At 39.5% G+C, this 16,226-nt stretch carries 21 protein-coding genes; 16 read left to right on the forward strand and 5 right to left on the reverse strand.

What is annotated here, in order from left to right:
* The first annotated feature begins 158 nt into the window (after positions 1 to 158).
* The 4 genes from AC5W2J_RS09760 (at position 159) to AC5W2J_RS09775 (ending at position 5,330) form a co-directional block, all read left to right on the forward strand.
* Positions 159 to 1,616: a phospholipase D family protein gene (locus AC5W2J_RS09760; protein WP_496059277.1), complete on the forward strand. Its 1,458-nt coding sequence runs from the start codon at positions 159 to 161 to the stop codon at positions 1,614 to 1,616.
* 59 nt (positions 1,617 to 1,675) lie between these two features.
* A complete protein-coding gene (locus tag AC5W2J_RS09765; protein WP_496059278.1) occupies positions 1,676 to 2,518 on the forward strand; it encodes an N-formylglutamate amidohydrolase in 843 nt (280 codons plus the stop codon).
* A 135-nt stretch (positions 2,519 to 2,653) separates the two neighbouring features.
* Complete coding sequence (locus AC5W2J_RS09770; RefSeq protein WP_496059279.1) at positions 2,654 to 4,648, forward strand: acyltransferase family protein; 1,995 nt, start codon at positions 2,654 to 2,656, stop codon at positions 4,646 to 4,648.
* A 238-nt stretch (positions 4,649 to 4,886) separates the two neighbouring features.
* Positions 4,887 to 5,330 carry an SgcJ/EcaC family oxidoreductase gene (locus AC5W2J_RS09775; RefSeq protein WP_496059280.1) on the forward strand — a complete coding sequence of 148 codons (444 nt, stop codon included), beginning with the start codon at positions 4,887 to 4,889 and terminating at the stop codon, positions 5,328 to 5,330.
* A gap of 275 nt (positions 5,331 to 5,605) precedes the next feature.
* Here the strand turns inward: AC5W2J_RS09775 and AC5W2J_RS09780 are convergent, their stop codons facing one another.
* The 3 genes from AC5W2J_RS09780 to AC5W2J_RS09790 all read right to left on the reverse strand — a co-directional run bounded on the left by AC5W2J_RS09780 (position 5,606) and on the right by AC5W2J_RS09790 (position 9,212).
* Positions 5,606 to 6,145, reverse strand: coding sequence for a cupin domain-containing protein (locus AC5W2J_RS09780; RefSeq protein ID WP_496059281.1), 540 nt, complete (start codon positions 6,143 to 6,145; stop codon positions 5,606 to 5,608).
* 871 nt (positions 6,146 to 7,016) lie between these two features.
* The gene (locus AC5W2J_RS09785; protein WP_496059282.1) at positions 7,017 to 8,204 is read right to left on the reverse strand and encodes a tyrosine-type recombinase/integrase; all 1,188 of its coding nucleotides are present in this window, start codon (positions 8,202 to 8,204) and stop codon (positions 7,017 to 7,019) included.
* 3 nt (positions 8,205 to 8,207) lie between these two features.
* Positions 8,208 to 9,212 (reverse strand): hypothetical protein, encoded by a 1,005-nt coding sequence (locus AC5W2J_RS09790; protein ID WP_496059283.1) that lies wholly within the window; start codon positions 9,210 to 9,212, stop codon positions 8,208 to 8,210.
* A 236-nt stretch (positions 9,213 to 9,448) separates the two neighbouring features.
* Between AC5W2J_RS09790 and AC5W2J_RS09795 the strand changes: the two genes are divergently transcribed.
* From AC5W2J_RS09795 to AC5W2J_RS09820, 6 genes are read left to right on the forward strand one after another with little or no spacing between them, the layout of a single operon-like run.
* Positions 9,449 to 9,640 (forward strand): hypothetical protein, encoded by a 192-nt coding sequence (locus AC5W2J_RS09795; protein WP_496059284.1) that lies wholly within the window; start codon positions 9,449 to 9,451, stop codon positions 9,638 to 9,640.
* The gene (locus tag AC5W2J_RS09800) at positions 9,640 to 9,921 is read left to right on the forward strand and encodes a hypothetical protein (protein WP_496059285.1); all 282 of its coding nucleotides are present in this window, start codon (positions 9,640 to 9,642) and stop codon (positions 9,919 to 9,921) included. Before AC5W2J_RS09795 ends, AC5W2J_RS09800 begins: the two co-directional genes overlap by 1 nt.
* A gap of 16 nt (positions 9,922 to 9,937) precedes the next feature.
* Positions 9,938 to 10,132, forward strand: coding sequence for a helix-turn-helix domain-containing protein (locus AC5W2J_RS09805; RefSeq protein ID WP_496059286.1), 195 nt, complete (start codon positions 9,938 to 9,940; stop codon positions 10,130 to 10,132).
* 15 nt (positions 10,133 to 10,147) lie between these two features.
* Positions 10,148 to 11,014: a bifunctional DNA primase/polymerase gene (locus tag AC5W2J_RS09810; RefSeq protein ID WP_496059287.1), complete on the forward strand. Its 867-nt coding sequence runs from the start codon at positions 10,148 to 10,150 to the stop codon at positions 11,012 to 11,014.
* 1 nt (position 11,015) lies between these two features.
* Entirely contained in the window at positions 11,016 to 12,398 is a 1,383-nt protein-coding gene (locus AC5W2J_RS09815) for a DNA primase family protein (protein ID WP_496059288.1), read from the forward strand.
* On the forward strand, positions 12,395 to 12,781 hold the full coding sequence (locus AC5W2J_RS09820) for a hypothetical protein (RefSeq protein ID WP_496059289.1): 387 nt from the start codon (positions 12,395 to 12,397) through the stop codon (positions 12,779 to 12,781). Before AC5W2J_RS09815 ends, AC5W2J_RS09820 begins: the two co-directional genes overlap by 4 nt.
* Before the next feature lie 168 nt (positions 12,782 to 12,949).
* On the opposite strand, the gene AC5W2J_RS09825 is transcribed toward AC5W2J_RS09820, so the two are convergent.
* A complete protein-coding gene (locus AC5W2J_RS09825; RefSeq protein WP_496059290.1) occupies positions 12,950 to 13,171 on the reverse strand; it encodes a hypothetical protein in 222 nt (73 codons plus the stop codon).
* A 71-nt stretch (positions 13,172 to 13,242) separates the two neighbouring features.
* Between AC5W2J_RS09825 and AC5W2J_RS09830 the strand changes: the two genes are divergently transcribed.
* The 5 genes from AC5W2J_RS09830 (at position 13,243) to AC5W2J_RS09850 (ending at position 15,321) form a co-directional block, all read left to right on the forward strand.
* Entirely contained in the window at positions 13,243 to 13,440 is a 198-nt protein-coding gene (locus AC5W2J_RS09830; protein WP_496059291.1) for a hypothetical protein, read from the forward strand.
* Positions 13,425 to 13,778 (forward strand): hypothetical protein, encoded by a 354-nt coding sequence (locus AC5W2J_RS09835; RefSeq protein WP_496059292.1) that lies wholly within the window; start codon positions 13,425 to 13,427, stop codon positions 13,776 to 13,778. The genes AC5W2J_RS09830 and AC5W2J_RS09835 overlap by 16 nt, the downstream gene beginning before the upstream one ends.
* 65 nt (positions 13,779 to 13,843) lie before the next feature.
* Positions 13,844 to 14,437 carry a hypothetical protein gene (locus AC5W2J_RS09840; protein WP_496059293.1) on the forward strand — a complete coding sequence of 198 codons (594 nt, stop codon included), beginning with the start codon at positions 13,844 to 13,846 and terminating at the stop codon, positions 14,435 to 14,437.
* 1 nt (position 14,438) lies between these two features.
* Complete coding sequence (locus AC5W2J_RS09845; RefSeq protein ID WP_496059294.1) at positions 14,439 to 14,630, forward strand: hypothetical protein; 192 nt, start codon at positions 14,439 to 14,441, stop codon at positions 14,628 to 14,630.
* Between the two features lie 286 nt (positions 14,631 to 14,916).
* Positions 14,917 to 15,321, forward strand: coding sequence for a hypothetical protein (locus tag AC5W2J_RS09850; protein ID WP_496059295.1), 405 nt, complete (start codon positions 14,917 to 14,919; stop codon positions 15,319 to 15,321).
* An 18-nt stretch (positions 15,322 to 15,339) separates the two neighbouring features.
* Here AC5W2J_RS09850 and AC5W2J_RS09855 read toward each other — a convergent pair whose 3' ends face one another.
* On the reverse strand, positions 15,340 to 15,561 hold the full coding sequence (locus AC5W2J_RS09855) for a helix-turn-helix domain-containing protein (RefSeq protein ID WP_496059296.1): 222 nt from the start codon (positions 15,559 to 15,561) through the stop codon (positions 15,340 to 15,342).
* Between the two features lie 169 nt (positions 15,562 to 15,730).
* On the opposite strand from AC5W2J_RS09855, the gene AC5W2J_RS09860 reads away from it, so the two are divergent.
* Positions 15,731 to 16,204, forward strand: a complete 474-nt coding sequence (locus AC5W2J_RS09860; protein WP_496059297.1) for a hypothetical protein — start codon at positions 15,731 to 15,733, stop codon at positions 16,202 to 16,204.
* Positions 16,205 to 16,226 lie beyond the last annotated feature (22 nt).

Below are 16,226 nucleotides of genomic sequence, written 5' to 3' on the forward strand. Positions count from 1 at the left end.
AGGGGAAATAAGAAACGAGATGGGCACGCTATAGCAGCATACTTCTCTATTTTAGCAAAAGCGGGACAAAGTTACGAGTTCAATTTACATTGGGAAGGAAAAAGGAACAAGCCCTGCAGACGCTCCTGTCACATAAATGGAAATAGGAGGGATACGCTGTGTTAACAAAAAGACTGGAACAAAAACCTTTAAAACGATACCAGGCCGCTAAAATAGTCGGCGTGCTTCTTGCAGTCTACGGGGCCGTAATGATCTATCATTTATATAAACCGCTGCCTGAAGGCATTTCCTACAAAGGAAAAGAGCATACAGGTATACAGTCAGAATTTCTGTTTGATCTTACATATGAAGAGGAAGACTCTGTTCAAAGAGACCAGGTTATATTTGATACTATTTTTCAAATGATTGAAGAGGCCGATGATTTTATCGTTATGGACATGTTTTTGTTTAATGATGAATACCCAGGCGGCCTTGAATTTCCGGAGCTTTCACAGAAACTCGCGGATGAATTGATACAAAAAAAAGAAGCAAGGCCTGATATGCCTGTGTTTTTTATAACAGATCGTATAAATAGTGTATACGGCTCAAGAACGCCCGGGCATATCCAACAGATGGAAGAGGCGGGAATTGAAATCATATGGACCGATATGAAGCCGCTGCGGGATTCCAATCCGATATACAGCGGTTTATGGCGGACGGCCTTGCAATGGTTCGGCACGCCTGAAGGAGGATGGCTTCCGAGTCCATTTTCTGATACAGCGGATTCTGTGACACTGCGCTCTTATTTAGATTTACTAAATTTTAAAGCAAACCACCGCAAGACGGTCATTACCGAACAGGAAGCACTCGTTACATCTGCCAACCCGCATGATGCAAGTGCTCATCATTCCAATACCGCCTTTACTTTTCAAGGGGAGATGGTGGAAGAGTTGTTAAAAACGGAGCAGGCAGCAGCGGAAATGTCCGGAGTCGATCCCGCTCTGTTTGAAGATTTGGTCAACCGGATAGAACCTGCAGAAGCGGAAGGCGGGATTCACGGGCATTTAGTTACGGAAAAAGAAATAAAAAAGCAGCTGCTTGATGACATATCTGCCGCACAGGCCGGTGATAACGTCTGGATGGGAATGTTTTATTTATCGGACCGGGACGTTATCGAGGCGCTTAAAGATGCCGGGCAGCGTGAAGTGAACGTCCGGCTCATACTGGATATTAATCAAGATGCCTTTGGCCGGGAAAAGATAGGCATCCCCAACAGGCCGGCAGCAGATGAATTAGTAAACAGTTCGGAGCATGTGCAGGTAAAATGGTACCGGACCCACGGGGAGCAGTACCATGCAAAAATGACGTATATCGAAAATGAAGAAAATGCTGTTATAAATGGTGGGTCTTCCAACCTTACAAGACGTAATCTGGATGATTTTAATTTGGAGACAAATATAGTGCTCCAGGGATCAGTGGATGATCCGCTTCTGACAGAAGTGGAAGAGTACTTTCAGAAAATATGGAATAACGAAGGTGCCCTTTATACAGATGAGTACGAAGAACATGCAGAGGATACGGCCTGGAAATACTGGCTGTACCGTTTTCAGGAAGCTACAGGTATGTCTTCTTTTTAAAAATTTTCAAGGTTGTTTCACTGCAGCAAACGATATATTCCAGAAAAGGTCGTGTCATAATGAAATCAATAACGTATCTCGTGCTGCCGTTTTTATTTATGAACGCCCAGCCGGCAGAAGCAGTAGATGCATTTAAGGAATCTACTATTGATAGGGAGCAGGAATTTGCCGAAAATCAATATGAAGGAAGCGGAGAACCGGTTGTTTATATAGAAGGAACGTCTCCTTTTGTTATTACAGTACCGCACGCGGTCAAACATATCCGCGGAGGTTCCCCTAAAGATGCAGAGATTTATACAGGCGCTCTGGCCAAATGGCTTCATGAAGAAACCGGTGCCCATATTGTTTACAGCTCCAGCATGACCGACGATCCACATGACAATATAAACAGCGCCTTTAAAAAGAGGCTGGCGGATGTTGTGAACAGCCATGCTGTAGAAATGGTTATCGATCTGCACGGAGCTTCCGGAGAACGGAATTTTGATTTAGATATTGGTACGATGGGCGGGGAAAGCATAAGCCGCCAGGTGATGGGGCATCTGCGGGCCTCTATGAACGAAGCGGGAGTAAAGGATATAAAAGAAAATCATACGTTCACCGCCGAAAGTCCGTTAACGATTACAAATTATGCCTATACAGAGCTGCAGGTGCCGGCTGTACAGATAGAAATTAATCAGCAGTTCCGTGATCCAAGGCATGACATAACGTCTTTTCAGCAGCTGTATAGTGGTCTGCATGCTTTTTTGACAACGTATGAAGCCCAGTATTTTTATCAGCCGGTTTCTCCCTGCCATGATGGGGAGCTGTCTTCTGCTGCCTGGAAGAACAGCTACTACGACAGCATCAGCTTCCAGTTATTAAACCGGGCTTATTTTATGCCGGAGAGGGAATGCAGATTATAAACAACCCCCGGAAAGCTGGAACAAATATAAACCTTTAGTGAAAATAAACAAAAAGTAAGGTACGATTATTGTGTGTGTATTCGATAAAAGCAGATAAACATATCAATTAATTTTACAGCAATGGAGATGCAGAATATGAACGATTTAAAAATGCCGGAAAAGAAATTCCGGCCGGAACTTGAAGGTGTACGGGCAGTAGCTGCGATGCTGGTAGCGGTATATCATATTTGGCTTGGCTCCGTTTCCGGAGGGGTCGATGTTTTTTTTATTGTATCCGGCTACCTTATTACAACTTCTTTATTATCCAGAATGGAGCGGGAAGGAAGGCTTCATTTTTTAGAGTACATTATGGGACTGGCTAAAAGGTTATTTCCCTTGGCATTAACCGTAGTATTCGTTACGGCCGTCTGTTCTTTTGTACTGCTCACCCGGGCCCAGTGGAGCCAGATCATTCCACAGGTGTTTTCCTCTGCTTTTTATTTTCAGAACTGGCAGCTTGCCAACAATGCAGTTGATTATTTAGCCCAGAATAATCAGGCCAGTCCTTATCAGCACTTTTGGGCACTCTCGATTCAAGGCCAGTTTTATTTGACGTGGCCGATTGTTATTCTGCTGGCTTACGTTGCAGCGGTGAAGGTGTTCAAAACCCCTATTCGAAAAACGCTTCTGTTTTTATTAAGCATTATTTTTATATCTTCTTTGAGCTATTCCGTCTACATAACTGCCGTGAATCAGCCGTGGGCCTACTTTGACACATTTGCCCGTGTCTGGGAATTCAGTCTGGGCGGCATTCTGGCCCTGCTTATCCCTTATCTGTTTTTTCATAAGTATGTAAGTTTTGTTTTAGGATGGATGGGGCTGGCTGTTATTGGCCTGACCGGCCTGCTGCTGCCGGTATCCACTGTCTTTCCGGGATATGCGGCGCTGCTTCCTACCACTGGCGTGATGCTGGTTATTATTGCAGCAGAAAATGGCAGTCGTTTCGGAGTGGAAAAACTGCTTGGTTCCAGACCGTTTATATATTTTGGCAGTATTTCCTATGGTTTTTATTTATGGCACTGGCCGATTCTAATTTTTTATTATGCCTATTTCAACACAGATACGGTTACGAATGTGGCAGGGGCCGGTATTTTAATCACCGCCTTTCTTCTGTCTGTGCTGTCCATAAAAGGAATTGAAGAGCCTATTCGTAAAATAAACGTAAAGAAATCGAAAAAGAAACTGACTGCTGTACTGGCCGGTCTGCTTTTGCCGGTAGTTCTGGCAGGAGGTGCCTGGAGCATGTATCTGGACGAGACGACAGACAGCCTGAACGGCGATTACAGTGTTAATGACTATCCGGGCGCCCGGGCTGTTTCTGAAAACATAGAGCCTACGCCCGGCCTGGAACCGCTGTCTGTGATGGAAGATGGAGCGAGTCAGCTTCCGACATTTTACGCAGATGAGGAATGTTTTACGAGCATGCATGAAAAGGGCGTGAGTTTTTGTTCGCGTGGAGAGACTGACAATCCTGACTATACCGTAGCTCTCGTGGGAGGTTCTCATTCGGGACATTGGTTCCCGGCGCTTGAAGCAATGGCGGAAGAGTTAAATATGCAGATTGATCTGTATAATAAAGATGCCTGTCGTTTTTCGAGCGATGATTTTAACGGCACGCTGTCCGACACATGTATGGAATGGAACGAAGAAGTAGTGGCCCCATTAACGGAAAACCCGCCGGATCTATTAATTACAACGGCCAATGTAAATAACGACAGCACTGTTCCAAAGGGTTATTTAGGCATGTGGGAAAAATTTGATGGAGTGACAGAAGTATTCGCTATCCGCGATAATCCCAGAATGGCTGAAGATATACCAGTCTGCATAGAAGTGACACCTGATGACTGTGCGGTGCCACGATCTGAAGCATTGTCGGACATACCGCCGTGGGAGAACAGTGAAAATATTCCGGATAATGTCACATTCGCTGATTTATCGGATTACTTCTGTACGGAAGAAACGTGCGAGCCGGTTATTGGAAACGTAGTGGTGTACCGTGACAAGCACCATATTGATACGTACTATTCGATGACAATGGCCTCTGCGCTTCAGGAACATATCGAGCAGGCTTTGGAAGAACAGAATATATAAAAGTGACAATAAAACCCCTTCAACAGAAGGGGTTTTTATATGGATAAGAACTTTTCTTATAATTTCATTTACTATATTATTATATACTATTTAAATCATCATAAACATTTAGAAATGATTATATATAATCGAAAACATGGGAATAGGTGTCCAAAGTTACAAGAGTGTCCTTCTTAAGGTTTAGCTGTGTAGTGACGGTGTAATAGTAGCTTTATTACATGAAAAAGGAGTGTTATTTATGGATCAAGAGGCGGGTGTTAAGAAAGTATACGGACAGTTAATCAGAGCATGGAACGATCGTGATGCAGAAAAAATGGCGGATCTATTCACTGAAAGTGGTAATATAATAGGGTTTGATGGAAGTCTGTCCAAAGGCCAAGAAGAAATTCTTACTCACTTGAAGCCTATCTTTAAAGACCACCCTACGGCGCCTTATATTTATAAAGTAAAGGAAGTAAAATTCATTGGAGGTCAAGCAGTGATTTTAAGAGCCATTGCCGGGATGATTCCACCTGGTAAGACTGATATTAAATCAGATGTAAAAACGTACCATACTCTTGTTTTATTACACGAAGGAGAGAAATGGAAAATAGAATTATTTCAAAATACACCTGCACAATTTCATGGAAGGCCCGAATTAGTGGAGGAGATGACAGAAGAATTGAGAGAAGCAATGAATTAACTTTATGTCTGATTAACAGCGGACACCGTATTACAAATATAAACGAAAGCTTTATAAGAATGACAACGAAGATTTTCTAAAGCATAAGACAAACCCTTCCTCCCGGAAGGGTTTGAATGATTATATTTAATTTTGCCCCATTAACAGCGAAAGAGAAGTCTCCTATTGAAAAAAATAAAAGTAATCCAACAATGAAGTGACCATATTTTTTTGGAAGTATACGTTGGAAGGAAAAACGAATGATGAAATTGGGTCAAATGGATGCCGTAAAAATGTTACAACTCATACTCCTTCGAATTGCCAAAAATTTTCCCAATAAGTGCAAGTATTAAATAGAAAATTTTTTGAATCATCCAGGGCGGTTTCAGAATACGGATATCATTTTGATGCCTTAACCCTAAACGGGCTAGGGGCAGCAGAGACGGAATACCTTTGTTATTTAGCTTTCCGGCTTGTGCTAATGCAAAATACGACTTAAAAAAACGATCAATAGTTTGCGCTGGGAAAAAATAGTTAATCGCATGGGCTTCGAGTGGACCTTCATTCCAAAAGAAATGTGGTACCCCAGGAGGAATTATTATTTTTTCCCCTGGTCCGACGACACGAATTTTTCCATCAATTGAAAAATGCAGAAATCCGGAAAGGACTTCTGTGGAACTTTCTTGTTTAGGATGAATATGTTCCGGCTCTTTTATATCGGAAGGCGGATTAAATGATTCAATTTCGAGAAAAGCTCCGTTAGTGTCTTCTGCAGTTTTACGGAAAATCATCCTTTGGCCGCTGCGAGGGTTGGTAATGGTTGGAGTCAAAGCCATTTTAACAACCTCCCTGTAAATTTAATGGATCGGCATTATGCTTATTAGCCATTCAACTAATAAAAATAGAAAGGGATGGCATGTTCATCGAGCCAGATTGTCGGAAAAGGTAGTTTTTAATTCTGTATAAGTTTATTATAGGCCGGTTGTTCCAGCATTTCTATAGGATTCCATCTTATACATGGATTATTCCCTGTTTTTTTAGATCTAATATATTTCGATATCGGATTCTTACAAAAAGAAACATATACAAGAATTACAAAAAAGTAATAATTCTTTATCGGATTGATTGTATACATATGGAAGAAGTATACATTGTGATAATTTCACAAGATTTCTCCACGATCCCCCCCCAGTTAGGCTGTATTAGTCAAAAATTCATCCACTGTATTAGTTTCAGACATAAGAAAAAGCCCTCTATACGAGGACTTATAGCGTTTGTGTTATGGTGCCCCGTACTGGGCTCGAACCAGTGACCTCCACCCTGTCAAAGGGGAAGAGTCCCATAGGTTAACACAGTTTCACAATGTTATAGGTTGATATAGTAGGGGTTACATAATTTATAGTATGCTCTATTTGGAATGAATATTTCCCTTTTGTAGAAATTTTTCCCCAAATTTTCCCCATTTTCCCCAAAGGTATCTACCTGACCATATAACAGGCTCTACCACCAAAAGTAATACACTTTATTTCTTTTATATATAATCCTTAATGAGTATAAAAAGTTATGTAACTTATGAATAAGTGATTAAAAGCCTTGTCACTAAAGGGATAGAGCAATCATAAGTTGTTAAAAAGTCATGATTAACTTATGTAACTCATGTAATAGTTATGAATGGAATAAAAAAAGAGCCGCTATAGGAGCAGCTCCTTACTTTGTATGGTTGATAGGTGGCTGGAAGAGAGTGTTTAATTTATCCGCTGCTTCTTCATCCGCCTGCTGAATATATTGTCCATATACGTTCATAGTCGTTTTTATATCGGCATGGCCTAACCGCTCCGCTATTACTTTAGCATGTACGCCTTGATTGATAAGGAGCGTGGCCGCTGTATGGCGTAAATCATGGAAGCGGATGTACTTAAAGCCTTTTCGTTTAATGAAACGTCTCCACCATGTGCCGGGTACAGTAGGGTAGAGAGGCTTACCAAATTGAGTACAGAATACATAATGGTATTTACCACCTTCCCACGCTTCCTCTGCCTGGAGCCGCTCTTTATTCTTCTTATAACGATATGTTTTCAACTGATCGACTACAAAGCTTGGAATAACAACGGATCGAACAGAAGATTTTGTTTTAGTCGTTTTTAACTGGAAACCCTCTCCCGTTATATGCTGCAAAGAGTGTTTTACTTCAATTGTGGCTGTATTTAAATCTATATCTTCCCATTGGAGGCCAAGTAGCTCCCCACGTCTTAAACCCGAAGTAAGAGCGAGAGTTACAATAAGCTGCTGATGAATAGGCTCTCCCTGTAACAACTGAAATAGCTGATGTACTTCTTCTTGTGTATAGACGTTTGTCCGCTCTTGTGACACTTTAGGGCGTGTCACTTTCTCAAGAGGATTGCTTTTAACCACGCCCCATTCTACCGCCCTGGAGAACACATTACGGAGTACCCTGTAATGGTAGAGAATACTGGAAGAGGCCAGAGTACCGGGCTTGTCATCCTTACGAGATCCTTCATGCTCTAAGCTGTGTAAATAGTTCACAATATGGATGGCTTTCATTTCATCTAATCGAATATGACCAAATTCAGGAATCAGATAGTTATTCAGAGTGTACATATAATTTTCTAATGTTTTGTCCGCTAAATGTTTTTTAGCATACTTGCTTTTCCATTCTGATATGAAGGATTCAAATGTCATCTTAGAAGGGTCAATATACTCTCCTGATTCAATCTCCATAACAAAGGCGGCCAGTTTATGCCGGGCTTCTGTTTTGTTCTTTGCTTTAACAGTCTTTTGCTTCTTAATGTACTTGTTATGTCTATCTTTCCCCAGGCTGACAATCAAACGCCATGAATCATTTCCCCTATGCTCTATACTTCCGCTCCCAGCCATTTATCATTCTCCTTTCTTTTTCTCTTCCCTGTGATAAGCAGTTTTGCAACTTGATCTGGTTAATCCTGGATGGGGAGGACAAAACTCTTGTCTATGATGAGTTTTTTCAAAATAGTGATTACAATATAAACATTTTTCTAAAGTTACTTTATTTATTAATGCTTTTATCAATTGTATATAGGCGATATTAATAATATTTTCCCCGCCTATTGTAGGGAAAAATGAATTTTCGATTTCATCATAAGACATTGAGATAGGAACTTCATTTTCAAGCAGCAAATTATAAATCTTTTCTGAAGTGTTAATGCGATTTTTCAAAAAATCAATAACTAATTTTCTATAAGCTTTGAATCTCGCTAATTCCAAATTTACATGAAAATTAAAATTTATAGCTGGGTTTACACCAATCACTTGAGTAATGGAATCTGGGTTAACGTTATTAGGGAGCAACATTTCTGCCTTGGTAATTAAACCGTATCTGTTTATAAATTGATTCAATGATTTATCATCAAACAAAATTATTTTTGATAGCTCATTGTACAGGTTAGGGACAGTTGAATAGGAATATTCAAAATAAGTATCTCTATTTTTTAAAGAAGGAGAGATAATGACATTCTTTTTTAAAGCAGCTTCTTTAGATAGAGCTTCAAATAATGGAACTCTTATAAGATTATGAAAATCATTTAAACCTCCAGGACCATCATTTACAGGAATCTCATATATATCTTTTAAGTCCGTTGGAATTTCTATACTATACCTATTTAATATATTTTCAAATTCTTGGTTGTCTATTTTTTTCAAGTCCATTAATTTAAATGGCATTTTATCGCCTATAGCACTTGATGCATAGAAATAAAGCAGTTCATCATCCCAGTTTAATTCATTGTCATCCAAATAAGCGATATTTTCATTTAGTAAATAGTCTTTAATAGACAGAAAATTGTATTTCTTAAATTTCGTTTTTGTGTGAAGAAATTTATAACCATCCAAAAAATTTTCATTCGTCATTTTCTAACTCCTTTGTCTCCTTTAAGGAGAAAAAATGTAATAAACAAGTAGCAAAATTACCCTCTTAGTTACAAAAAGGATGCTCTAAGCATTCTTTTTTGTTTGTAAGTGACGTTAATAATGATATTAAACATCATTATTACTATTGATAATGTATTCATCATCACTTATTATTGAATTATAACAAATAAATGATGTTATTGATACACTATAAAATCACTTTTGGAGGTGAGAGTATGAGAAACCAGAAGATCAGAACAAAAATTATGGAAGAAGGCTTAAAGCATTGGGAAGTTGCAGAAGTTTTAAATGTACATGAAGGAAATTTTAGCAGGCTTTTGAGAAAAGAATTAAAAGAAGATCAAAAAGAAAAAGTGTTTGCTGCTATTGAAAAAGCTAAACAGATGAAGAAAGAGGGGGCGTTGTAATGCAAGCGGAGCAGGAAAGAGAAATCAGACGAAAAGAATTTATCATGGAGAACCAATTGGAATGGATTGAGAGAGGGCAGGGGTTAAAGAAGAGAAGGGAAGAGCATAACTTTCCTATTAGTTTTGTAGCCATGAACTTAGGGATCAGCTCTAAGAGGCTAAAGAAGTATGAAGAGGGCGAACCTGTTATGGATTCAAAGCTCATAACCAATGCTTACATTCATTTTTTAGACAGCTGGGATATTACGCAAGAGCTTAGGAAGTTGGCTAATAAATACTAATAGGAGGGAAAGCGGAATGGAGAAAACAAAAATAAACGTAGCGGAGTTTTCGCAGATGTACGGCATATCACAAGACCTTGCTTATCGCCTTATTAGAGAAGGAAAGGTACCGTCCGTTAAGATCGGTTCTCGGATCATCCTGGATGTGAAGCGGCTGGAAGAATGGTATGTAGAGCAAGAAAGAAAAAATACGCCAGGGGAGGCGTATTAAAGGAGAGTCCTTTATATGGTTGATACTTCAAGTTTATCAGATGAAATGACAAATGGCACTTCTTTTTATAAAGCGGCTGCAGCGTATGCTTTTAAACTAAATTGGTCAATAATTCCTATAAATAGTATTAAAAATGGCCGTTGCACTTGCGAGAAAACAAACTGTCCAAGTCCTGGGAAACATCCACTTGTCAGGTATGGGAGTAAAGACGCAAGCAAAAATTTACATGTGATTGAAAGATGGGGAAAGCAATTTCCCAACGCTAATATTGGTATCGTAACTGGAGCGGAAAGCGGCTTATTTGTACTGGATGTGGATGGAGATATAGGAAAAGAGTCGTTAGAACAGTTAAAAGAAGAATATGGCTCTTTGCCTCACACCGTAGAAGCTATTACAGGCAGCGGAGGGCAGCACTTCTTATTTCAATATGAACCGATGATAAAGAATAAAGTGGGCTTCCTTCCCGGCTTAGATATCAGAAGTGACCACGGTTTTATTGTGGCCGCTCCCAGCCTTCATATAAGCGGTAATAGATACGAATGGGAACTAAGCTCAAGACCAATGGAAACAGCTGTAGCAAAGGCTCCTGACTGGCTTATAGAGATACTAAAGCCGAGAGAAAGAGCAGAAGTTAAAAGGAAGCCTGCAAGCTACTGGATTCCTATTTTAGAAGGATTGAAGGAAGGCGAGGGGAGGAATCAGGCAGCTGCCTCATTAAGCGGTATGCTGCTTAGGAAGTTTGAAGCGGCTATAGCTTATGAATTTTTGCTTCTCTGGAACGAAAGAAATCAGCCTCCATTAGAGAGTACAGAATTAGATATAACGTTCAATTCCATTCTAAAGAAAGAATTGGAGCGAATAAAGCAGCAAGGGGGTGGGTGAAGTGGCATATAACCAAGACTATGCAGAAGAATTAGAAGAGTTAAAAGATAAAAACAAAGTTGTTCCTATAAGGGATCCTGATGTAGCTCGTTATTTTGACGGAAAAGTGTTCATTCCACGTAAGTTAGCAGAGGAAATAGCACAAGAAAATCCTGTATTCCATGATGGGAACTTTCTTTATATGTATGAGGATGGAGTGTACAAAACAAACGCCCAGCAGAAGATACAGCAGATAGCCCAGGAGAAATTAAAGGATGAGGCCAGACGTAACCGTATAGAAGAAACGCTCTATTATTTACGCTCTTATCGTTTAGTACAGCCCAGGGATCTTAATAGCGATAAGAGTTTAATTAACGTTAAGAATGGCTTATATAACTGGAAAGAAAACGTATTATATCCTCACACGCCTGAATATCTGTCTACCATTCAATTAAATGTGAATTATGATCCTAATGCTGAAAGTCCAGCTTTTGATAATTTCATTCACTCTATTTTAAATGAAGACGCTATTTCAATGGCGATAGAGATAATTGGCTATTCAATGGTATTAGACACAAGATTAAAGAAGGCTATTATGCTTACGGGAAGCGGCGATAACGGAAAATCTGTTCTGATTTACGCAATAGAAGAGCTTCTTGGATCTTCTAATATTTCTAACATTGAATTACAGAAACTGGAAGCGGACAAGTTTGCAAAAGCTCAACTATATAACAAACTTGCAAACACTTTTTCTGATTTATCCGCTCGTATTATGGAATCGAGTAATGCTCTTAAGACTATTACAAGCGGAGACGCTATTTCAGCAGAGTACAAAGGGAGGGATTCTTTCAGCTTCACTCCTGCCGCTACTTTAATTTTTTCAGCCAATGAAATTCCTACATCTAAAGAGCTGGATCCGGCCTTCTTCAATAGATGGATAATCTTGGATTTACCATATAGTTTTAAGCCACATCAGCAAAATAAAAATTTGAAATATGAGATTACGACAGAAGAAGAAAAGAGCGGTATTTTCAATCAAGCAATAGAAGGGCTAAAACGAGTAGTAGAAAACGGGGAGCTTACACCAAGCGAATCTTCTCACAGACGGAAAGAAAAATACCAGCGTGAGGCTGATAATGTGCTGCTTTTCGTGGATGAGGAATGTGTGATCCACCATAACGCTATGTACCCGAAAGATAAGCTCTATGAGGCGTATAAGCGGTTCTGTTTAGATAATGGCTATAGAAGTTTAGGGAAGATTAAATACAATCGGAGGCTAAAGAATAAGTTTCCAGAGCTGAAAGATAACAAGCGGCCTACTGGAAGCAGTGTGCTGTATTGGGAAGGGATTGGGTTAAAAGCGGAGCATATAGCAGATGATGGGAAAGGGGATCTTCAAATATGAACGCTCTTCATGTAATAAGCAGTATTGAGCAGGAAGGCTGCCAGGTAGAAGAAGGAAACGGCCAGCTGCATATTAAGAAAGGGGAGCGGCTCTCTCCTTCTATAGTAGAAGCGGCCAAAGAGCATAAAGCGGAGATTGTACGTATTTTCCAATTGGATCGACAAGCTAAAGAAGCTGGGCTCTTGATTTACATTCCGGGTACCTTATACGGCCTCACAATAAATAAAAGCAGCGGCTTATATGTGGAACTTATAAATAGTCAGCTGGAGGCTTGGAGGGAAAATCATTACAACGGGAGGCGAACGGAAAAGGTTATTGCTACAGGTGAATGTGACCAGGTACTAAAAAGGGTTACGAACTACCTAAATTATATTAGGAGGTGATCTTATAATAAAGTATATGATAACCGTATTGCTAAGCATAGCAGTCGCCGTAACGACCGCTAAGTTAACAACAAATAATACAAAAAAAATAACTTTAGAAGGTAATTCAGAATGGCTTAGGAGTTACATTAAGGAAGAAAGCAATTTAGAATCATTAATGAAAAAATTTTAATCTTCAACAAGGTCTAATTTCGTTAAAATGTTATGCAAAGTTTTGTTTGAAGAATCAAGCGCAGACTTTGAAGCGCTCGCAATAATCTTGTCTATCTGTATGTTTCCTGATCGGAACTCTTCTTTATGCATTTGAATTTCCTTAGTAAGACGATCAGCAAGATCATTGTTTGATTTTTCGAGGATATCTTTAAATTCTTGTTTTGTTAGTTTATTCATATTTTTCACCTCCTCCGCCTATACATCGGCAGAAGGGAAGTAATTATTTACAAATTAAAGGAGGTGAAAGGATGAAAGAAAAGCTAATAGAGGTTGATTTACCTGGGTATACAATCTTTTTAACAAAAAGTGAAATTCAAACGCTTTTGAAGTCGGATCCTGAGATATGGAAGGAGTCGCTAAAGCGTGGCAAGTACATTATGAGAAGCCGTATGCAGAAGCAACGAGAAGCCACTAAAGGAGGTGAAAGGAAATGGCGGAACAAATAATAGCCTATAACGAAGAAAAGCTTGTACAGGAGTTACCGCTCCCATACAAGCAAGTATACAGTCTGCTATCTCATGGCAAAGAAAATAGCATTACCAGTAATGTTATAGCAAAACGTACTGGATTATCAACATCTGGAGTGAGAAGTATCATTCACGATTTAATAACTAAGTATGGATTAATCATAGGTGGCTGCAATGAAAAGAAGCACCAGGGGTATTATATTCCGGTTACAGAACGGGAAGAGTTGGACGCTCTCAAGAACCTTACGTCCAGAGCCTACCACTTAAATAATAGAATAGCAGCATTAGAAAAGAGTATGGCTTTACGGAAAGCTTAGTAAGGAGGGGATCTCCCCTCTATCATATCACAGCATAAAACGTATAAAAAAAGGGGCAAAAAAACATGACAAAGTTAGAAGAGTACAGAGAGATAAGAGCAAAGGTTAAAGAAAAAGAAGAAAAACTACAAAGCAGCATTGATGAAGATACCGCTTCTCTCCTGCAAATGGAGAGTGATTACAAGAAAGCTTTAACCGAGGACAGAGAAAAAGAAGCGGATAAGCTGTTCCCTAAGATGGAAGAGACCAAAAGCCGTTTGGCTTCTACTAAGCAAAAACAGCGGACTCTAAAAGAAGTTAATTACAATCGAATCTATGAAGGAGCTAAAGCGGCTGTATCGGAAATCATTGAAATTAGAGAGCTGACAAAGAGAGAAGCGGATCCTGTTTTAAAAGAAATTGAGGAAATGGCCGATCAAATTCAAGAAAAAATAGTCTATCTGAATAAATTGTCAGGAGAATACAGAAAAGAACGGGAGGTTCGCAGTTCTCTTGCTTCCCGGATGGATCTGGACACAGGGGGAAGGTTAGAACAAGAAGTAAAGAAGGCTATTCACTTTCCTGCCTCTGTTATCCCGTCCACTGACATTCAGGTAAGTATTAATACTATCAAACAAGCAGTTGCTGCTAACGAAAACCAAACAGAAGGAGTGAAATAACATGGAAAAGCATGAAAATTACGAGAAAATCAAGGAAGAAATCAAAGAAGAGATGTACGAGGAATTGTATGAGGAAGCCAAAGCCCAGGCTGAAAAAGAATACCAGAATCGACCATCTGAAAAGCAAAAAGAACAGGTAAACTATCAGCGTAGACTGGCTGAACAGGCAAAACAAACAAGAAAAATGAAATAAGCACAAATGCGACAATGTTGTCGTGTTTAATGAATTGTGTGACGTTGCATAATTTGCGCTTGTACGCAATTACTCAGAAGGCAGGGGGGATTTCTCCCTTTCTTTTATCTAAATGGAGGGAATGAATGAAAAAGTACAATGATAATGTGTATTGCGGAAAGCCCACTTGTAAGCAGCTGACCGCTCATGCTTGTATGCTCAAAGGAAAATGGTTGTTCTTAAAATGTGAGAAGTGTAATCAAGAGAGAAAGCGGCTTGCTCCTAATGCGAGAGAGGCACAAGCGAAATGAAACATGCCACAATGTCATTTTATAATCTGCTGCTTATATGCCGATTTTTAGAGGCTCAGGAACGGTTTGAAGAAGAGTTAGATGAAGATATTTATCCCGTTACTACATTCGTTATGGAAGACAGGCTGGTAAGTAGAAGGGTGGATGTGCCGCAGATGGTTATTGAACGAGAAGGGAAAAGAAAAGGATTATTACAGCAGCTTACATTTCTGAAAGAGGAACATGGAGAGTTATTTCAATTTCTCGATTCATTAAGCATGAGAGAGGCTCAAGCCTTGCAGTGTATAGCTGTATGTAAGTCGTTACCGCAGGGAACGGAAGAATACACGCAAGAAGTTATAAACAACGTACAGCAGAAGCTAAACGCCTTCCAGGAGGAACAGGAAAGGTATCATGCATAAAGAAAAGGAGAGGGCTGCTCAGTGGCCTTCTCCTTCTTCTGTATAAGTAATCAGGTCACCTGGGGTACATTGTAAAGCCCGGCAGATACGATCAACGACCGAGGTGTCTATTCGTGTCATTTTATTGTTATACATAGCATAAAGGGTATTCTTGTTTACACCGCTTTTTTGGTGTAATTCTGGAACTTTTACGTTCCCTTGTTCGAACATAACACGATCCAGGGTAAACCGTATGGACATTGTTTTGCCTCCTTTAAATAGAATAGCTTTATTATACAATGAAGAATGTAATAAAACAAATGAAGGTAATGTAAGTAACAATGAACCATTTACTTTAAATCCCTGTTTAGTACAATAAAGATAAGCAAAAGAACAATGAAGTCAGTACAAATACAATGGAGGTTTTACAATGGCATTGCATGATATGGTTACTATTGAAGATGGTGTTTTAGGGGATATGTCAGTAATGGTTATAGATGAATGGGAGAAGGTTTCAGAAGGAGTAGCAGCGGTTCAATTCTTCTGCCAGCAAGGATACTACATTAGCACCTGTTTTGTTCCTGATAATGGGAGACATTTTAAAATATATCTAAGCGAGCAAAAGAAACAAACCATTAAAAGTTATATCACTAAGTCCCTTATCAAGCCGTCTGAATTAAGAGACAAAAAGAAAACGAAATTACCAAGAAAAACAGGTCAGGTAGAACGGTTCATAGCAGCGCAGTTAATAAAAAAAGACCTGGAATTGCCACAATGGTTACAGGAGTATAAAGGGATGGACGCTCAAAAGGTATCAAATGAAGAGTTCGGCATGTACACCATAGAGGAGTGGATAGAAGCGACCAACTATAAAAGCAAGGCGCAGCTTAGAGAAATTTCCTAAATGATCCGGCCTCTTTTTAATG

This window comes from Sinobaca sp. SA16-1 (assembly GCF_059510515.1).

Coding starts and splice junctions, on each gene's coding strand:
- AC5W2J_RS09765 (WP_496059278.1), top strand. CDS start 1,676: ATGAAATCAATAACGTATCTCGTGCTGCCGTTTTTATTTATGAACGCC.
- AC5W2J_RS09770 (WP_496059279.1), top strand. CDS start 2,654: ATGAACGATTTAAAAATGCCGGAAAAGAAATTCCGGCCGGAACTTGAA.
- AC5W2J_RS09775 (WP_496059280.1), top strand. CDS start 4,887: ATGGATCAAGAGGCGGGTGTTAAGAAAGTATACGGACAGTTAATCAGA.
- AC5W2J_RS09780 (WP_496059281.1), bottom strand. CDS start 6,145: ATGGCTTTGACTCCAACCATTACCAACCCTCGCAGCGGCCAAAGGATG.
- AC5W2J_RS09785 (WP_496059282.1), bottom strand. CDS start 8,204: ATGGCTGGGAGCGGAAGTATAGAGCATAGGGGAAATGATTCATGGCGT.
- AC5W2J_RS09790 (WP_496059283.1), bottom strand. CDS start 9,212: ATGACGAATGAAAATTTTTTGGATGGTTATAAATTTCTTCACACAAAA.
- AC5W2J_RS09795 (WP_496059284.1), top strand. CDS start 9,449: ATGAGAAACCAGAAGATCAGAACAAAAATTATGGAAGAAGGCTTAAAG.
- AC5W2J_RS09800 (WP_496059285.1), top strand. CDS start 9,640: ATGCAAGCGGAGCAGGAAAGAGAAATCAGACGAAAAGAATTTATCATG.
- AC5W2J_RS09805 (WP_496059286.1), top strand. CDS start 9,938: ATGGAGAAAACAAAAATAAACGTAGCGGAGTTTTCGCAGATGTACGGC.
- AC5W2J_RS09810 (WP_496059287.1), top strand. CDS start 10,148: ATGGTTGATACTTCAAGTTTATCAGATGAAATGACAAATGGCACTTCT.
- AC5W2J_RS09820 (WP_496059289.1), top strand. CDS start 12,395: ATGAACGCTCTTCATGTAATAAGCAGTATTGAGCAGGAAGGCTGCCAG.
- AC5W2J_RS09825 (WP_496059290.1), bottom strand. CDS start 13,171: ATGAATAAACTAACAAAACAAGAATTTAAAGATATCCTCGAAAAATCA.
- AC5W2J_RS09830 (WP_496059291.1), top strand. CDS start 13,243: ATGAAAGAAAAGCTAATAGAGGTTGATTTACCTGGGTATACAATCTTT.
- AC5W2J_RS09835 (WP_496059292.1), top strand. CDS start 13,425: ATGGCGGAACAAATAATAGCCTATAACGAAGAAAAGCTTGTACAGGAG.
- AC5W2J_RS09840 (WP_496059293.1), top strand. CDS start 13,844: ATGACAAAGTTAGAAGAGTACAGAGAGATAAGAGCAAAGGTTAAAGAA.
- AC5W2J_RS09845 (WP_496059294.1), top strand. CDS start 14,439: ATGGAAAAGCATGAAAATTACGAGAAAATCAAGGAAGAAATCAAAGAA.
- AC5W2J_RS09850 (WP_496059295.1), top strand. CDS start 14,917: ATGAAACATGCCACAATGTCATTTTATAATCTGCTGCTTATATGCCGA.
- AC5W2J_RS09855 (WP_496059296.1), bottom strand. CDS start 15,561: ATGTCCATACGGTTTACCCTGGATCGTGTTATGTTCGAACAAGGGAAC.
- AC5W2J_RS09860 (WP_496059297.1), top strand. CDS start 15,731: ATGGCATTGCATGATATGGTTACTATTGAAGATGGTGTTTTAGGGGAT.